The sequence below is a fragment of the Pseudomonas sp. IT-P395 genome, from assembly GCF_949767675.1.
Classification (GTDB): Bacteria; Pseudomonadota; Gammaproteobacteria; order Pseudomonadales; family Pseudomonadaceae; genus Aquipseudomonas.
In genome coordinates, this window is record NZ_CATKPW010000011.1 from 639339 (window position 1) to 654582 (window position 15244).

Genomic DNA, 15244 nt, shown 5'->3' on the forward strand with positions numbered 1-15244 from the left:
AATCTCATGAGTATCGAACTCGTCATGGTCGCCAGACTGCCCTCGCTCAATGGCTTGAAAGCGTTTGAGTGTGCCGCTCGGCATATGAGTTTCACCAAGGCTGCCGAAGAACTGAACGTCACGCAAACCGCCATCAGCCATCAGATCCGCCGTCTCGAAGAGGAGTTGGACGTGAATCTGTTTCTGCGGCTCAAGGATGGGCTGGCCCTGACTGAAGACGGCCAGGCGTACTTGCCTGGCATTCGTACAGCCTTCCAAGAGTTGCGCTATTCGACGCAGACGTTATTGGAGTCGCGCCACAACAGCGTGTTGACCATCAATACCTTGGTGTCGGTCGCTTCCAAATGGTTATTGCCGCGATTGCCATCATTTCAGCAGGCCTTTCCCGCCATCGATGTGCGCATCAGCGCATCCACCGAGCTGGTCGATTTTCGTCGGGGCGGCATCGATGCCGCGATTCGTTACGGGCGTGGCGACTGGAAAGGCTTGCGCGCCGATTTCCTGATGTCCGATGAGATTTTTCCGGTGTGCAGTCCGGCGTTGCTCAACGCGTCGAAAAGCCTGAATGCACCGGCCGATTTGCTCGAGCACACGTTGTTGCAAGTCAGTGGCATGACCGCCGGCGACTGGAACAACTGGCTCAGCGCCGCCGGTGAGTGTGCGCAACTCGCCGAGCGCCCGCGCCTGACCTTCGATCTGGCAATGATGGCCGTGCAAGCGGCGGTGGACGGGCAAGGTGTGTGCATCGGGCGTTCGACGTATGTCGACGACGACCTGCGTGCTGGCCGGCTGGTCGCCCCGTTTAATCTACGGTTGAAGGATGAATTGGGTTTCTATTTGGTGACGCCCCATGAAACCGCCGATACCCGCAAGATCGCGGCGTTCAGGGCTTGGCTGTTGGCGCAACGCCCCGGCGACGAGGTCTTTGTATAAGCGTGTATCAATCCCGTGCAAGGACACACGTAAACAACAAACCGAGGATTTGCGACACATCCTTTCTACATGCCGCGCCCACAGTAGAGGTCACCCCAATACGACCTTTGAGAGGCACGCCATGCACCGTCCACTGTTTCTGACCACCGCAGTAATCTTCGCTTCGATGATCGGCCTTGCACACGCGGCCGACGCGCAACCCAAGAGCTGGCAGCAAGGGTTGAGCCGCACCGATCTGGTAAAGCAGGATCTCGGCGCGGCCGACCGCGAAGTGATTCAGGCACGGGTTGATTTCGAACCGGGCGTGACCTCGCCCCGGCATGCCCATCCGGGCGTGGAAGTCGCTTATGTGATCAGCGGCACATTCGAGTATCAACTGGAAGGCCGGGCGCCGGTCACGTTGAAGGCCGGTGATTCGCTGTTCATTCCGGAAGGCGTGGCGCATATCGCGCGCAATGTCGGTCAGGACAAAGGTTCCGAACTGGCGACTTACATCGTCAAGAAAGGTGAGCCGGTGCTGATTCTCAAACCGCAGAGCTAACGCGTCGGGCCGTAATAAATCGTGTGCAGTATCAGCAACTCTACGAAAGCGACGACCACGCAAAACCTGACGAACCCCGCAGTAAAGACCCTGCGGGGTTTTTCGTAGCTGAAGTCGAAACCGCACAGTAACAACAGAATGCCGAAGAAGGTTTTTATCGCGCGCATCAGCGTTCATCCTTGGCCATGCCACGTTTGCACGGCTGATTCATGAGTCAGTTCCAGATGCCACTATTCAGTGCAGCGTCACAACTCTGCGACTCTCGCCAATCCTGATTCTGTCCAGCGCCCGGTTCAACGCATCGAGGGCATCGAGCAGGGCTTTGGCCTCGGCTTCTCGGCCTTCGCCCCAGAGACGTTCGGCCATTTTGTTCATGGCCTGAATGGAACGCTCGATGTCTGCGGCGGTGGTGGCCTCTTTATGGACTGACAGTTTTTTCGGCATTCAGGCCTCCTCTGGTGACGTATGACGAATCAGGCCGGTAAACGCTTGATGCGGTTTTTCGACGGCTATTGCAGCACATCTGCAAGCGTTTTGCTGCGACGTCCGCCGTCCATGTGTCGCAGGAATGATCAGTGGCTGTTCGCGTCTGGTCTAGAGTGGATCGATACAACGACTGACGAGATCAGGACGATGTTTGGCAAGTATCCCGAGCAGAAGCAGTCGCCACAGATTCGATGGAGTATTTCGCCTGGGCGATGCTGAGTTCACTCGGCAAGTTTGCACCGTTCTTGGCTGCAAGAATCTCGGCCATCACGCTGACGGCGATCTCCGCAGGCGTCTTGCTGCCGATGTATACGCCGATCGGTCCGTGCAGACGCTCAAGTGACGCTTCGGTTTCACCAAAATGCTCGATCAGGCGTTCGCGGCGCAGCTGGCTGTTGCGCCGCGAGCCGATGGCGCCGATGTAGAACGCCGGGCTGTGCAGCGCTTCCAGCAATGCCAGATCGTCGAGTTTGGGGTCATGGCTCAAGGCAACGATGCAGGTGCGCAGATCGACCGCGAAGTCGCGCACCACATCATCCGGCATGCCAATGATGCGCTCCACACCATCGACCGCCCAGGTTTCGATGTACTCGGGGCGCGGATCGCACACCGCCACTTTAAAACCGTTGAACAACGCCATGGTCGCCAGATACTCGGCCAGTGCGCCAGCCCCGATCATCAGCATTCGATAGCCGGGTCCCAAGGTGTTGAGCATCTGCACGCCATCGAAGCTGAACTGTTCCGGCGTCGCAGTCGGTTCGAGCATGACCTGACCGGACTCCAGCGTCAGGCGACGGCGAACCAGTTGCCCTGCGTCCAGTTGCACCAGCAACGCGTCGAGTGACTGCCACGACGGATTGAACTCAAGGATCAGTTCCAGCGTGCCGCCACAGGGCAAGCCGAAGCGATGCGCCTCATCGGCACTGACGCCATAGCGCACCCCTTGCGGTGCGCTGTCGCTAAAAGCGCTGCCGCCATGGGCCGTGGTGTAGCGATGGATCAGATCGTCTTCGATGCAGCCGCCGGACACGCTGCCCACCACGCGACCATCGTCACGCAACGCCATCATCGACCCGGTCGGACGCGGTGAAGAACCCCAAGTGCGCGCCACCGTGGCGAGCAATACACGCTCGCCAGCGGCAAGCCAGTCCCGCGCCGTGCGCAGGACCAGCAAGTCGATGCTTTCCATCAGTGTCTCCTCTTAGCGCATCTGCAGGATGATCGGGCTGCTGCTGGCCGGATCGGTGTGCTCACGCAGTTTGCCCACGGTCTGCGCATCGACAGCGCTGGCCTGATTGCCCCAGGTGCTGCGCATGAATGTCAGCACTTCGGCGATCTGCTGATCCGACAGCTGTTCACGGAAGGCCGGCATGCGATAAGCGTCCGGTACGCCAGCCGCGACCACACGCTGCGAACCATTCAGGGTGATGTTGATCGCCGAAGCGCTCTCCTTGGCCAGTGCCGAGGTGGCGCCCGCCAGCGGCGGCATCCATTCAGGTTGACCCTTGCCGTCCAGGCCGTGGCACGAAGCGCAGCGCGTCACGTAGGTATGCGCACCGGGCGAGTCCAGACGTTGCGCTGCCGAAACCGCTTGATACTGCCACGGCGCGCCGTCCCGTTCGCGATCCCCGGGAAGTGACTTCAGGTAGTGGGCAATCGCGCTCAGATCGTCATCGCTCATGAACTGCGTGGAGTTGTTGAACGCCTCGGTCATCGAGCCGTAGACCACCGCGTGTTGGTTGCGACCGGTCTTGAGGAACTGCACGATTTCCGCCTCACTCCAGCGGCCCAGACCGGTGTTGTGGTCATCGCGCAGGCTCGGCGCGTACCAGCCATCGAGCAAGGCGCCGGCGAGGTACGGTTTACCGGTGTCATCGAGTGCCTTCTCGTTGAACGCCAGGCCGCGCGGCGTATGGCAACTGCCGCAGTGCCCGGCGCCCTGAACCAGGTAGGCGCCACGGTTCCATTGTTCATCCTGCGAAGGTTTGGCCGCGTAGGGCTCGGCGTCGACAAACACACCGTTCCACAGTGCAATCGGCCAGCGCAGGTTCAGCGGAAACGGAATCGCGCTGGGGATGTTCGCCTGTTTCACCGGCGCCACGCCTTTCATGAAGAACGCATACAGCGCGCGCACATCATCGTCACTGAGCTTGGCGTAGGACGGGTAGGGCATCGCCGGGTACAACCGGCGACTGTCGGGTGCCACGCCGTGGCGCACCGCCCGGTCGAAGTCCGCCAGGCTGTAGTGGCCAATGCCGGTTTCCGTGTCCGGGGTGATATTGGTCGCATGGATTGAGCCCAGCGGTGTGGCCATTTCCAGGCCGCCGGCGAACGGCGCACCGCCCGGCACGCTGTGGCAGGCCACGCAATCGCTGAGCCTGGCGACGTATTCGCCACGGGCGACCAGTGCCGGGTCGATATCGGCCACGGCGATCTGATGGGTTTCCAGGCGCGAGACAGGCTCGCGGGTGACATACCAGGCCAGCAGGCCTGCCGCGACCAGGCACGGCACCGCCAGCCAGCCAGCGGTTCTTGCGAATCGGCTGTTATTCATGGACGCTCCGGCGCTGATCAAGTGAAGGTGTGTCGGCTCATGGGCAGGCTGCGCACCCGCTGACCGGTTAGCCTTGCCACCGCGTTAGCGACGGCGGGCGCGACCGCTGGCAACGGCGGTTCACCGATGCCACCCATTTTTTCCCCGCTCTCGACCACACGCACATGGACCCGAGCCATCCGCGCAGGCGGCAGGATCGGATACAAGTCGTAGTTACGCGCGCGGGGCTTGCCATCGACCCACACGGCTTCCTCCACCAGGGTTTGCGACAGCCCCAACGCCACGGCGCCATTGACCTGAGCCTCGACAATCGCCGGGTTGACGATGCTGCCCGGATCAATTGCCTGCCAGATGTCGTGCACCTTGACCTGACCGTTCTCGATGGACACCTCGGCGATCACCGCCGTCTCTGTACCGAACGGCGAAGCCATGGCCACGCCGCGCGCACGTTTGCTGCCATCCTCGGCGGTAAACGGCCCGCGCTTCCAGCCACCTGACAGTTCACCCACCGCTTGCAGCAGCGTGGTCAAACGCTTGTTGTCACGCAGCAGATGCAGGCGCAGGTCGAACGGGTCTTTGCCGCCCTTGTCGGCCAGTTCATCGAGGAACGATTCATAGAAGAAATCGTTCAGCGAATTGCCCACCGAACGCCAGTAACCGAGCATCGCTGGGCCTTTGACGTAGATCTGCGCGATGCGCTTGTTGGGGATCGCATAGGACTTGCCCGACAAGCCTTCAAGCGCTGTGGGGTCGAGTTTTTCACCCTGCTTGCCGGCAAGGGCTTCGGTCGGCCCTTCGGTGGCACTGATCGCTTCGATTGCCAGCGGCCAGCCGTCGCTGTCCAGCGCCGCACGGAAATTCACTGCGGCAACCGGGCGCAGCACGTCACGCAGGAACTCTTCTTCGCGACTCCAGATCAGTTTGACCGGACGGCCAACGGCCTTGGACAGCGCAATCGCCTGCGGATAGGGACTGGCCGAGTCGTAGAGGAAATGCCGACCGAAGAAGCCACCCAGCAGTGGCGAATGCAACGTAATGCGCGACGGATCCAGCCCGGTGCGTTTGGCGATGTCGGCGCGGAACATGTCCGGCGCCTGATTCGGCAACCAGACTTCCAGCGAACCGTCCGGATTGAATCGGGCCAGTGCCGAAGGCGGCTCCAACTGGCCGTGGTTCAGGTATTGGTTGTGGTAAGTGGCGTCGATCCGGGTCTTGGTCTCCTTGAGAATCGACGCCACGTCGCCTTCATGTTCATCATCTTTGGCCGGGCCTTTATCTTCAGCAAGGCGCTTGAACCAGGCATCGCTGGAAAAGTCAGCGGGCATCGGTCGTACTTTGCTCTCGGCCGTTGGTTCTTGCCAATCAACCTGAATCGCCTCGACCGCACGTTTGGCGTGCCACCAGCGCTCGGCGAGCACCGCCACGGCGCCCGGCAGACGATGCACGGAATGCACGCCTTTCATTGCCTTGACCTGGTCTTCGTTGCGCAGGCTGCCGACTGTCATTCCCAAGCGCGGGGCATGTTGCACGGCGGCATGGAGCATGTCGTCGACTTTCAGATCGATGCTGTACAGCGCCTTGCCCGTGGATTTGTCATAGGCATCGAGGCGCTTCACCGGTTTGCCGATCCAGCGGAACTGGCTCGGATCACGCAGCGTCACGGAAGCCGGATCGGGAACCGGCAGATCCATTGCGCGCTCGGCCAGATCACCGTAGGCCAACGAGCGGCCCGACTTGGCATGCACGACTTTGCCAGGCTCGGTGGTCAACTCGCCGACTGGCACGCCAAGCTGTTGCGCACCCGCCTGCAACAACATGGCACGGGCGAGGGCGCCGAGGCGGCGCATAACCGGGTAGCTCATGCGCACCGACATACTGCCGCCGGTGATGCGCATGCCGTTTTCCAACACCACATAGGCTTCGCCGGGCGGCGCGGCTTCGACGAGGAAGGTTGCCGGGTCGGCATCCAGCTCTTCACCGACGATTTGCGCCATCGCCGTGAACGTACCTTGTCCGCCCTCCATGAACGGGCAGAGCAGACGCACGCGATTGTCTGGACGGATTTCGAGAAACGCCGGCACTTGCGTGCCGCGCTCGGCCGTCGCCGCTGCAACGGCAGCTTGCACGCGCGTCGCACCCAGCGGCAGACCGAAGCCGAGGACCAGCGCGCCGACGGCGGTACCGGTCAGAAAACGCCTGCGCGAAACATTGATCGGTTCGTGCAGATCCAGTGCTGCGGCTTGCAGTGAAGGGTCGATTCGAACGTTCATCACGCGTCTCCCTTGCCGGCCAGCTCATGCACGGCGGCATGAATGGCGTTGTAGGTACCGCAGCGGCACAGGTTGACCATCGCCGCTTCGATTTGCGCATCACTCGGTTTGGGGTTTTGTTTGAGCAGCGCGGTGGCGGCCATCACCTGCCCGGACTGGCAGTAGCCGCACTGCGCGACCTGCAGATCGACCCAGGTCGCGACCACCCGTTTGCCCACGTCATCGCTTTCGATCGCCTCAATGGTGGTGACCTCGCGGCCGACCACACCCGCCACCGGCGTGACGCACGAGCGCACGACGTTGCCGTCCACCAGCACCGAACAGGCGCCGCATTGCGCCAATCCGCAGCCGTATTTGGTGCCGGTCATGCCCAGATCATCGCGGATCACCCACAGCAAGGGCGTATCGGCGTCGGCATCGACCTGATAGGTCTTCTGGTTGATTCGTAGTTCCATGGTTCACCCGCTGATCATCGGTTGACTTGCATTGTTATGAGCGGTGACACGCGGCGAGGCGTATCAGCGTTTTTCGTTCAATTCGCTACTGTGCCGAGGGCTTCTGCTTCGAATGGCTGCCCACGCAAAAGGGCAATGTCACGACTCGGCGCGGTGCCGAACAGCCGGGCATATTCGCGGCTGAACTGCGACGGACTTTCATAGCCGACCGCAAACGCCGCCCGCGAAACGTCGAGACGCTCGACCAGCATCAGCCGCCGCGCTTCGTTGAGCCGCAGCCATTTCTGGTACTGCAGCGGGCTCATGCCGGTGAGCTGACGGAAATGATGGTGAAAGGTCGGCGCGCTCATCTGCACCCGCGCGGCCAGATCGTCGATGCGCAGGGCATCGGTGTAGTTGACCTTCAGCCAGTCAATGGCCTTGGCAATGCGATAACCCTGACCATCGACGGCCGTGATCTGCCGCAGCCGTGCGCCTTGGTCGGTGTGCAGCAGCCGATAGTGGATTTCGCGCAGAATCAGCGGCGCCAGCACCGGGATCGCCTCGGGTTCATCGAGCAATGCCAGCAGCCGATCAAGTGCGCCCTCCAGCGCAGAGGACAGGCTGCCAATCGCGGCGCCCGTGCCCGTTGCTGGCTGCCGTTTGGCCGGCAAACCGCTCTTGGTGATGACCTCGGCGAGCATGCTGACATCCAGTTTCAGCACCAGGCCGACACAGGGCTGTTCGGCACTGGCGAGCATCACTTCGGAATTGGCCGGCAGGTCCAGCGACGTCACCAGAAACCGTGACGGGTCATAGCTGTAGCCTTCACCGCCGACCCACAAGCGCTTTTCGCCGCGACCGACGAGAATCAGGCTCGGTTCGATCATGCACACCACGGGCGGCGCCGGTTGGTCGCGACGAAACAACGACAAACCGGGGATGGCCGTGGCGAAGTCACCCGGTGCGCTCACGCGCGGGTCAATGTGCAATGCCAAAGGCGATTCCTGGGGCAGAGGGGTAGGGATCATGTCGGGTCACTCCTGTTGACCGAACTCTAATCCGCGCGCGAGACGTTTCCTATCCATCACCCTGCATCGCCAGAGGATCAGGCAAGCATTCAAGAGGAATGCGCTAGGGAAGGGCCGGATTGACCGGGAGAATGTGTCTATCTGTTACGGGGGCATTGTCCGGAAGGGACTACAAACTGCTTGCCCCTGCGCATCACATCCACAGGTTTTTCGCACCACAGGTAGTTCACATGACGTTTCCATCTACAGATCCATCTAAAAGAACAGGCGGCTGGAGCGCTGTGCTGGCCATGTCGTTGGCCGCATTCGCCTTGGTCGCTTCAGAATTCATGCCGGTCAGCCTGCTGACGCCGATTGCGGCCGACCTGCACATCACCGAAGGCCAGGCCGGGCAGGGCATTTCCGTGTCCGGTGCCTTTGCCTTGATCACCAGCCTGCTGATTGCCTCGGTCGCTGCTCGCGTCGAACGCAAGAAGCTGCTGCTGGGCCTGACGTTGTTGATGATCGTCTCTGGTACGGTCGTCGCGGTCGCGCCGGGTTACCCGTCATTCATGTTTGGACGTGCGCTGATCGGGATAGCGATTGGTGGTTTCTGGTCACTGTCGGCGGCGACTGCAATACGTCTGGTCAAGCCTGAACAGGTTTCGCGAGCGCTGGCCATCGTCAATGGCGGTAACGCGTTGGCCACGGTCATCGCCGCGCCTGCGGGTAGCTTCCTGGGTTCGCTGATCGGCTGGCGCGGGGCATTCTTCTGTGTGGTTCCGGTCGCAGTGCTGGCCGCCGTCTGGCTGCTGATAAGCCTGCCGTCGTTCAAGGCCGAGCGCCAAGCCGGTAGCGGCAACGTTCTGCGCCTGATGAAGCAGCCGCCAGTGGCCTTGGGCATGGTCGCCGTCAGCGTATTTTTCATGGGCCAGTTCATGCTGTTCACCTACCTGCGTCCCTTTCTTGAGGGCGTGACCGGCGTCAGTGTTTCAACGTTGTCCTTGATGCTGCTGGGGCTGGGACTGGCCGGTTTTATCGGCACCTTTCTCATCGAACGGTTTATGGGCCGTGGCCTCTACCGCACGTTGACCGTCATCCCGCTGATCATGGCGGCCATCGCGCTGGCGTTGGTCAGCTTCGGCAAGTCCCCGCTGCTGACCGCCGTGTTGCTCGGCCTCTGGGGACTGGTTGCCACTGCCGCGCCGGTCGGCTGGTGGACATGGCTGGCGCAGACGCTTCCGGATGACGCGGAAGCCGGAGGCGGCTTGCTCGTGGCCATTGTGCAACTGGCGATCGCCGGAGGCGCAATCATTGGCGGTCTGGCTTTTGATCTGAGCGGATACAAAGCGACATTCGAGCTCAGTGCTGCGGTACTGGTTGTCGCGTCTGTGCTGGCCTGGTTGGCGGGGCGCAATGCCACTGAAGTTCATCTTGTTGAGTCGGCCGCTGTTTCCGGCGATCCGGAGTCCCGATTTGTCTGATCGAGCAGGAGGCTGCTCAATGCACCAATGACGGTTGGGTCGCGACCGAGACCGTGAAGACCACGACAAACAGCACGACCAATCCCCAGAACATCACCATGATCGTCAGCAGAAAAACCTTAAGGCCTTGATAAAGCCTGCGCAGCCAATGGCCTTCGGGTTTTGCTTCAGCGCGGGCTCTGAGTACGCCTTTCAAATAAAAGCCGAGCAGCGCAAGCAGTGCGCCATCTATCGCCAGCGCAGGCAGGCCGGCCAAGGGGAAAATGCTTTCCCAGCGATAGAAAGAAGACCGGCTCAGAAAGACCACATAACAAGTCAGGCTGCCGTAGGGCAGGGCTCGCCACCATTTTCCCGCCAGCGCCCCGACCATCAGGCACATGATCACCATGAACGGGCTGAGGAGAATATGGAGCATCCATTCCAGTACGTTGGGCAAGTAGTCCGGGGAATGGATGTTGCGCCAGAGGTGTTCCAACATTGTTTGGGTTCCTTCCTTCTAGGGAGTCAGTGCTGCTGCGGTGCTTCCGTGCTGCTGGACGGTATCGGCGTGTTTTTGGGTTACATAAGGGGTGTTGGGTGAATTGGGGGCTTTAGGGAGCGCGGACTACGCCGGAGCATGCCCGGGCGGTGGAGGGTTTCCAGTTTTTGCGCTATTGCTATAGGACCGGCATGGAGCCGGGATCAAGGAGTGATCTGATGAACGATTATCGAAAGTTGACCCAGGCGGAACTGTCTGTCGCCCTAAAAATGCCTGAGAGCGAGGTTGCGCTTTATGTCGCCGACAACGAACCCATGGCGGATGGTTCTGGCCACTGGGTGTTCTTTTCTCTCTCAGCGCCCAAAAGCCTTCTCTCTCGCCTAAGGGTTGACGATGGTCACCGGCTGGCACTTGGCAAGTCGTGGACAATTGCGGATTGACAGGTTGCTGCCCCTTAGTCGAATCACGGATCAACAGCTTGGTGACGGGAGACACGGTGCGGCAGCTTTTGGCCAGAAGCGGACGCTTGATGTCTCTGCGGGCAAAAGGGCGATTCATATTCTTCAATAGGGTGATAGTGCATGAGCTTTAATGAAAGCTGATGGATACTAAAAGCAGAGTTCTTAGGGCTTTTTTGAAGTTTTCGCAGTTAGGAGGCGTAGTGGACGAAGTAGTCAAATTCTCATTGCCTGTCGTACTGGCTATCCTTGCGTGGTGGCTGAAGCTGGCTCGGGAGCACAGTACTGTTGGTAGAGCCATTTACTCTGAGATCATGGCACTCACGGAGATAACTAGGCATCGTCACTTCTTGCAGGATTTGAGGCTGCGAGCCAAGCTTTATCGCAATGAACCGGCAAAACTGGCCGAGGAATACAGGATATCGGTGGCAGACCATTACTGTAGGGTTTATGCGGGAAACATTCAGAACATTGGTTGCTTAGACGCTGAGCAAGCGGCCCTAATTGTTAGGTTCTACCAGCTTGCGGATAGTGTCGTGAGAGATGTTTCTGAGGGCGGGCAATTATACCAAGGCACCAATGACCCATGTGCTTATGAAGAGAACGCATTGCTTCTTGAGCAAGCCATGCAGGTCGCAGAAGACCTTAAAAAACTGAGAGAGAAGCAGTCAAACGAGCGTTGGTATCGACGCTGTTGGAGAGCGATCACATGATCGTACGTTGCCTAGCGACGGCCGACTTTTGTTTTGCCGAAAGCGTCGGTGTCTGTCTGAATTGGATAGAAGTCTGTAGATCTGAAACGGAAGCTTAACTGACCCTATTCAAGCGTTTTGGTAAGATGGAGATCATGTATGAGTGGCATTGTTTCCAGAATCAATCAAGGAAGATATGACTCCGAGCAGAGTCTGCTGAATCTTCGAGATAACGCTATTAGTAAAGATCGAATTGATGTTTTGGACTCGGTAAATCAACGTCTTAAAAAGCGCCATCCAAAAATCTATGAGCGTCTCGTAGGGCCGCTTCAAGAGCGTAAAAGAGACAAGAAATTCAAATGCTATTGTAATAACCCTAAGAGTTTGCATGCTATCTATCAAGATATCATGAGTAATAACGTTCATTTTCATTCGTTAATGTGTGATGCCTGTTGGCAGCAGGATATCGCCAAAACGTGGGGGTACTACGGTTGGGCAAGAAAATTGATTCCACAGAAAACATGGGATGCCTTGTGTGGAATGCGTGCATATGAAAAATTCGTTGAGTAATTCGTCTCCAATTTATTAGATATTCTCTGCAACATCTAATCGCCGATTGCTGCCTGTAATGAGGGCTGCAATTGGCCAATAGTGGCCGCTCACGGGCGTCCGACTCCGGCCATGCGCGGACACACCTACAGCGCTAGGTCGACGCTACAGATTGGAGGCGAAAAATGTCCGGTAGCGTTTCCAAGTTTCCTCTCTTCTGTCGAAGATGGATGATGCAGTATCAAGTCGCCATCTCGGAGTGAGGCCGCCCTTATGAGCAAAACGAACAACATCTCCATCGGATCCATGCACGACTCGCAAGTGCAGCAAGATGCTCAGCATTCCAGTCAGCACTTCGACCAGAGTGTACAAAATCTTGATCTGAATGAGTTTTTAGAGGCCTTTACCCAAGATATCTCGAAGATCAACGATCAAGATGTTGCACAGGGTCTCCGTTCTGACGTCGAGACAACTAGGGTGCAGAATAGCTCGCCGGCACCGAAGATCGGCATCATCAAAGAGTGCCTGGGATCGATCAAAACTGTTCTGGAAGGAGCTACTGGCAATGTGCTCGCCTCATACCTACCAACACTAATTGCCTTCATGGGAGTGCTCTGACTCCATGGACAGTCTGGTATTGGAGCTTCAGAGCGACGTACTTGACCGGACGATTCATCTTCCGGACCTGTTGCGTAAAGCATTACTCGTGTCCAGAAAACTTAAGATCAAGGACATCGAGGAATGGCTCAATGATGAGCTAAACGGTTACGAAGCACGTTCGGTGCCCAGCTACCGGATCATTACTGGCGAACTGAAGGCTTTCAACCCTTACAGGGGGTGGATCCCCGTTGATATGGGTGGCGAATTGCACGCATCTGTGTGTGAACACCCTACTCGCGACTCAGTGAGCCAGATCATTGATCTGGTGGAACGTACTGAGACCGGTACGGTAATGGTTAAATTTCCCGCTGATCTCAATACGGCGTTCAGAAATTTGATGAGGACAGACTTTGAGCCGGCCTTGCACGTGCCTATACACAAGCTAGTTGGCATCTTGGACGTAACGAAAACCAAGATCATGGATCTTTGCCCTAGATCTGGAAGCACGAGGGATCCTTGGCGAGGGAATACGCTTCAGCAAGGTCGAGGAGCAACTTGCGCAGTCTATTACGAACAATACGATCCACATTGTGAGAATGGAGAACTCTCAACTTCAGCAATCTACAGATAGATCAGGTCAGATTAAAACTGTGGAATAGCCAGTGACTGTTCACGGCTAGCCAATATAGGTATTTCGTGATTCCAAATTCAAGGAAAAATGGCGCTTCATACGGTCTAATGTTAAAAGCCTTAGGTGTAGAGGGGCCATGCAGAATAGTGGCTGTAAAATAGTGTGTACTGGCTAAATGTACGAGAAGAAAATGGATAATCTAAAAATTACACAAGATGATAAAGTCGGATCGATTTCAGCGATAGCTCAGGTTGCAACCATTGCTGCGCCATTACTTTATCTCTTAGGGAAAAAATACTCTTCCGCATATTTCGACGGGCTGGGTTGTGGTTGGGTGCACTCTCATCTAACCATTCAGGAAACCGTTTCCTATTCCCTCCCTGTTACTCTTCCGATACTTGCAGCGACTTTGTCTTCTCTAGAGTTGTTTCTTAATGGTACCTCATATCAAGCAGTGAAGAAAGGATTGATCTATATATCTATTGTGTTTTTGGCAATTGTTACAGCGGCAAGCTTTTTTTGGAATTTTAATTTATTGAATGCTTTGTCGAAAGTTATTTATTACGCGTTCTTAATTTCGTTCGGCATGTATGTCTCGCACGTTTTTGTAGCAGTAAAGCGCAATAACGCGCCACATCTGACTTCGGGTATTGCCTGGCTGGTAGGTTCTCTGGTTGTAGTCTATGGATCAGCCGCTACTCTAGGGAGTGTTGACGCTAGTAGCTCTCTGGAAAATCCGGAAAAAAGTTTCCCGCTGATGACTAAAGGTCCTGATTACGGAAAGCCACAATCGTTGAGGCTGATCTCTAAAGTCGGGGACAAATATCTTATGTTATATCAATCTCACGGGAAAACGTTGTTCCGATTGGAGTCGAATGTCGATTCCTATACTATCCATCCTTTGGAACGTGCTCAGTAATTAATTCATCTTTGAATATAGTTTAATGATTAAGGCCGTTCAGTCGCCGGTAGACATTGCCGGTCGCTGACTGAAAAAATTAGCAAGTATTGGCTGCTGCCTGCCAATTGCGGCGGCTACATCAAGGATTGATTTAGCCGCCTGTCGAATCGGACTATCTCCGTATTTAGATGGGCCCAAGACCTGTCTGGGCAATTGTGCGAGTTAACCACACATACAGACTAAGCTTAGTTTTCCTCTACAGGATAGATACATCCATCCCTGCGCAGTAGATTAATATACTCTTTATTTGGCCGGCCTCCGGCAATATTTGCGAGTTCTCTTCCTATTTCAGTGAAGGGGAATGCCTGCATGAAAACTTTATTCACGGTTTTTTTCGATGGCTTAGGGGAAGTATAGTAATTCTCTGAAAAGTATCGAAGATATATTTTATCCTCAGACCTTGTAGCGCCATACCAAATGACGCCGCTATTTAAAAGCCCAATACTTTGTAGGTGAGTCTCAGCCTTGGTGCTTAATCCATTAGCTCGAACATAATTAAAAAACTCGTGAGAAAATACTGGAAAAACTCGTTCGTCTCCATCGGTGACAAACGAAAACTCGCATAGCAATGTAAATAAATTTGCATCATCTACACTTAAAGATTTAACGGCCTGAACTGTGCGAGATTTAAAGCTGCCGGGCTGAGCAACTTCTCCTGCTAAGAGTCTAGACCAGATTTTTTGCATTTGGGCATTTCCAATGTCCTGCCCGAGATTGAAAAAGTTAACAACCCAGTCTTCATTAACCTCTTCCGATGAAACTTCGCCGGGTAAGTATTCGACAGCTCCTTTAACGATAGCATCAATGTTGTTCTGTCGTCTTATCTCTTGATGGCTTACACGTTCTAATGCTCTGAGAGTCACTGAGTCAACTTTTTCTCCAGCCTTTGCTAGTATTAGCATGGCTTTCGCTTCGGCCTTAGCGTTTCTGACTTTCCCTGTTGGTTCGTATAACGCACCTATACCTTTGGAAACTGACTCTATCAGTTTTGTTAGTGGCTCTGAAACACCTTTCAAGTCTATTAGCGAAAGACCGTCAGCCATTGTGTCGCCCCCCTCAGTTGGCGATAAACCACTTTATATTCCTACCCAAATTGGCTTTCCATACAGAAAATAGTGTAGCGACTTCTGAGATTAAATTACGGGTTTATGTAGAGAATCATA

Annotated in this window: 18 protein-coding genes; 9 read left to right on the forward strand and 9 right to left on the reverse strand. The window is 56.3% G+C overall.

Annotated features, from left to right (window positions below; all coding sequences use genetic code 11):
* The first annotated feature begins 24 nt into the window (after nt 1–24).
* Both ACM6IN_RS11480 and ACM6IN_RS11485 read left to right on the forward strand, forming a co-directional pair.
* Entirely contained in the window at nt 25–933 is a 909-nt protein-coding gene (locus ACM6IN_RS11480; protein WP_414916092.1) for a transcriptional regulator GcvA, read from the forward strand.
* Nucleotides 934–1054: 121 nt separating this feature from the next.
* Nucleotides 1055–1474, forward strand: a complete 420-nt coding sequence (locus ACM6IN_RS11485; protein WP_414916041.1) for a cupin domain-containing protein — start codon at nt 1055–1057, stop codon at nt 1472–1474.
* Here ACM6IN_RS11485 and ACM6IN_RS11490 read toward each other — a convergent pair.
* The 7 genes from ACM6IN_RS11490 to ACM6IN_RS11520 form a co-directional block, all read right to left on the reverse strand.
* Complete coding sequence (locus ACM6IN_RS11490; protein ID WP_185051925.1) at nt 1471–1641, reverse strand: hypothetical protein; 171 nt, start codon at nt 1639–1641, stop codon at nt 1471–1473. The two genes, ACM6IN_RS11485 and ACM6IN_RS11490, sit on opposite strands and share 4 nt — an antisense overlap.
* Nucleotides 1642–1708: 67 nt before the next feature.
* Nucleotides 1709–1918, reverse strand: coding sequence for a hypothetical protein (locus ACM6IN_RS11495; RefSeq protein WP_095112009.1), 210 nt, complete (start codon nt 1916–1918; stop codon nt 1709–1711).
* 181 nt (nt 1919–2099) lie between these two features.
* Entirely contained in the window at nt 2100–3149 is a 1050-nt protein-coding gene (locus tag ACM6IN_RS11500) for an XdhC family protein (RefSeq protein ID WP_123375431.1), read from the reverse strand.
* Nucleotides 3150–3161: 12 nt separating this feature from the next.
* Nucleotides 3162–4514, reverse strand: a complete 1353-nt coding sequence (locus ACM6IN_RS11505) for a c-type cytochrome (protein ID WP_414916042.1) — start codon at nt 4512–4514, stop codon at nt 3162–3164.
* A gap of 17 nt (nt 4515–4531) precedes the next feature.
* Nucleotides 4532–6784 (reverse strand): molybdopterin cofactor-binding domain-containing protein, encoded by a 2253-nt coding sequence (locus ACM6IN_RS11510; RefSeq protein ID WP_414916043.1) that lies wholly within the window; start codon nt 6782–6784, stop codon nt 4532–4534.
* Nucleotides 6784–7239 carry a (2Fe-2S)-binding protein gene (locus ACM6IN_RS11515; RefSeq protein WP_007915396.1) on the reverse strand — a complete coding sequence of 152 codons (456 nt, stop codon included), beginning with the start codon at nt 7237–7239 and terminating at the stop codon, nt 6784–6786. Before ACM6IN_RS11515 ends, ACM6IN_RS11510 begins: the two co-directional genes overlap by 1 nt.
* Nucleotides 7240–7316: 77 nt before the next feature.
* Nucleotides 7317–8249: an AraC family transcriptional regulator N-terminal domain-containing protein gene (locus tag ACM6IN_RS11520; protein ID WP_414916044.1), complete on the reverse strand. Its 933-nt coding sequence runs from the start codon at nt 8247–8249 to the stop codon at nt 7317–7319.
* 230 nt (nt 8250–8479) lie between these two features.
* Here ACM6IN_RS11520 and ACM6IN_RS11525 point away from each other — a divergent pair, with 230 nt between their 5' ends.
* Complete coding sequence (locus tag ACM6IN_RS11525) at nt 8480–9712, forward strand: MFS transporter (protein WP_414916045.1); 1233 nt, start codon at nt 8480–8482, stop codon at nt 9710–9712.
* A gap of 16 nt (nt 9713–9728) precedes the next feature.
* Here ACM6IN_RS11525 and ACM6IN_RS11530 read toward each other — a convergent pair whose 3' ends face one another.
* The gene (locus ACM6IN_RS11530; RefSeq protein ID WP_414916046.1) at nt 9729–10190 is read right to left on the reverse strand and encodes a hypothetical protein; all 462 of its coding nucleotides are present in this window, start codon (nt 10188–10190) and stop codon (nt 9729–9731) included.
* 218 nt (nt 10191–10408) lie between these two features.
* Between ACM6IN_RS11530 and ACM6IN_RS11535 the strand changes: the two genes are divergently transcribed.
* From ACM6IN_RS11535 to ACM6IN_RS11560, 6 genes are all read left to right on the forward strand, one after another.
* Nucleotides 10409–10630, forward strand: a complete 222-nt coding sequence (locus ACM6IN_RS11535) for a hypothetical protein (RefSeq protein WP_123375424.1) — start codon at nt 10409–10411, stop codon at nt 10628–10630.
* A 221-nt stretch (nt 10631–10851) separates the two neighbouring features.
* Entirely contained in the window at nt 10852–11361 is a 510-nt protein-coding gene (locus tag ACM6IN_RS11540) for a hypothetical protein (protein ID WP_414916047.1), read from the forward strand.
* 138 nt (nt 11362–11499) lie between these two features.
* Nucleotides 11500–11910, forward strand: coding sequence for a hypothetical protein (locus ACM6IN_RS11545; RefSeq protein ID WP_414916048.1), 411 nt, complete (start codon nt 11500–11502; stop codon nt 11908–11910).
* A 252-nt stretch (nt 11911–12162) separates the two neighbouring features.
* Nucleotides 12163–12507: a hypothetical protein gene (locus tag ACM6IN_RS11550; RefSeq protein WP_414916049.1), complete on the forward strand. Its 345-nt coding sequence runs from the start codon at nt 12163–12165 to the stop codon at nt 12505–12507.
* A 4-nt stretch (nt 12508–12511) separates the two neighbouring features.
* Entirely contained in the window at nt 12512–13120 is a 609-nt protein-coding gene (locus tag ACM6IN_RS11555) for a hypothetical protein (RefSeq protein WP_414916050.1), read from the forward strand.
* Between the two features lie 190 nt (nt 13121–13310).
* Nucleotides 13311–14039, forward strand: a complete 729-nt coding sequence (locus ACM6IN_RS11560; protein ID WP_414916051.1) for a hypothetical protein — start codon at nt 13311–13313, stop codon at nt 14037–14039.
* A 227-nt stretch (nt 14040–14266) separates the two neighbouring features.
* Here ACM6IN_RS11560 and ACM6IN_RS11565 read toward each other — a convergent pair whose 3' ends face one another.
* Entirely contained in the window at nt 14267–15124 is an 858-nt protein-coding gene (locus ACM6IN_RS11565; RefSeq protein ID WP_414916052.1) for a DUF2806 domain-containing protein, read from the reverse strand.
* Nucleotides 15125–15244: the final 120 nt, after the last annotated feature.

Coding starts and splice junctions, on each gene's coding strand:
- ACM6IN_RS11480 (WP_414916092.1), top strand. CDS start 25: ATGGTCGCCAGACTGCCCTCGCTCAATGGCTTGAAAGCGTTTGAGTGT.
- ACM6IN_RS11485 (WP_414916041.1), top strand. CDS start 1,055: ATGCACCGTCCACTGTTTCTGACCACCGCAGTAATCTTCGCTTCGATG.
- ACM6IN_RS11490 (WP_185051925.1), bottom strand. CDS start 1,641: ATGCGCGCGATAAAAACCTTCTTCGGCATTCTGTTGTTACTGTGCGGT.
- ACM6IN_RS11495 (WP_095112009.1), bottom strand. CDS start 1,918: ATGCCGAAAAAACTGTCAGTCCATAAAGAGGCCACCACCGCCGCAGAC.
- ACM6IN_RS11500 (WP_123375431.1), bottom strand. CDS start 3,149: ATGGAAAGCATCGACTTGCTGGTCCTGCGCACGGCGCGGGACTGGCTT.
- ACM6IN_RS11505 (WP_414916042.1), bottom strand. CDS start 4,514: ATGAATAACAGCCGATTCGCAAGAACCGCTGGCTGGCTGGCGGTGCCG.
- ACM6IN_RS11510 (WP_414916043.1), bottom strand. CDS start 6,784: ATGAACGTTCGAATCGACCCTTCACTGCAAGCCGCAGCACTGGATCTG.
- ACM6IN_RS11515 (WP_007915396.1), bottom strand. CDS start 7,239: ATGGAACTACGAATCAACCAGAAGACCTATCAGGTCGATGCCGACGCC.
- ACM6IN_RS11520 (WP_414916044.1), bottom strand. CDS start 8,249: ATGATCCCTACCCCTCTGCCCCAGGAATCGCCTTTGGCATTGCACATT.
- ACM6IN_RS11525 (WP_414916045.1), top strand. CDS start 8,480: ATGACGTTTCCATCTACAGATCCATCTAAAAGAACAGGCGGCTGGAGC.
- ACM6IN_RS11530 (WP_414916046.1), bottom strand. CDS start 10,190: ATGTTGGAACACCTCTGGCGCAACATCCATTCCCCGGACTACTTGCCC.
- ACM6IN_RS11535 (WP_123375424.1), top strand. CDS start 10,409: ATGAACGATTATCGAAAGTTGACCCAGGCGGAACTGTCTGTCGCCCTA.
- ACM6IN_RS11545 (WP_414916048.1), top strand. CDS start 11,500: ATGAGTGGCATTGTTTCCAGAATCAATCAAGGAAGATATGACTCCGAG.
- ACM6IN_RS11550 (WP_414916049.1), top strand. CDS start 12,163: ATGAGCAAAACGAACAACATCTCCATCGGATCCATGCACGACTCGCAA.
- ACM6IN_RS11555 (WP_414916050.1), top strand. CDS start 12,512: ATGGACAGTCTGGTATTGGAGCTTCAGAGCGACGTACTTGACCGGACG.
- ACM6IN_RS11560 (WP_414916051.1), top strand. CDS start 13,311: ATGGATAATCTAAAAATTACACAAGATGATAAAGTCGGATCGATTTCA.
- ACM6IN_RS11565 (WP_414916052.1), bottom strand. CDS start 15,124: ATGGCTGACGGTCTTTCGCTAATAGACTTGAAAGGTGTTTCAGAGCCA.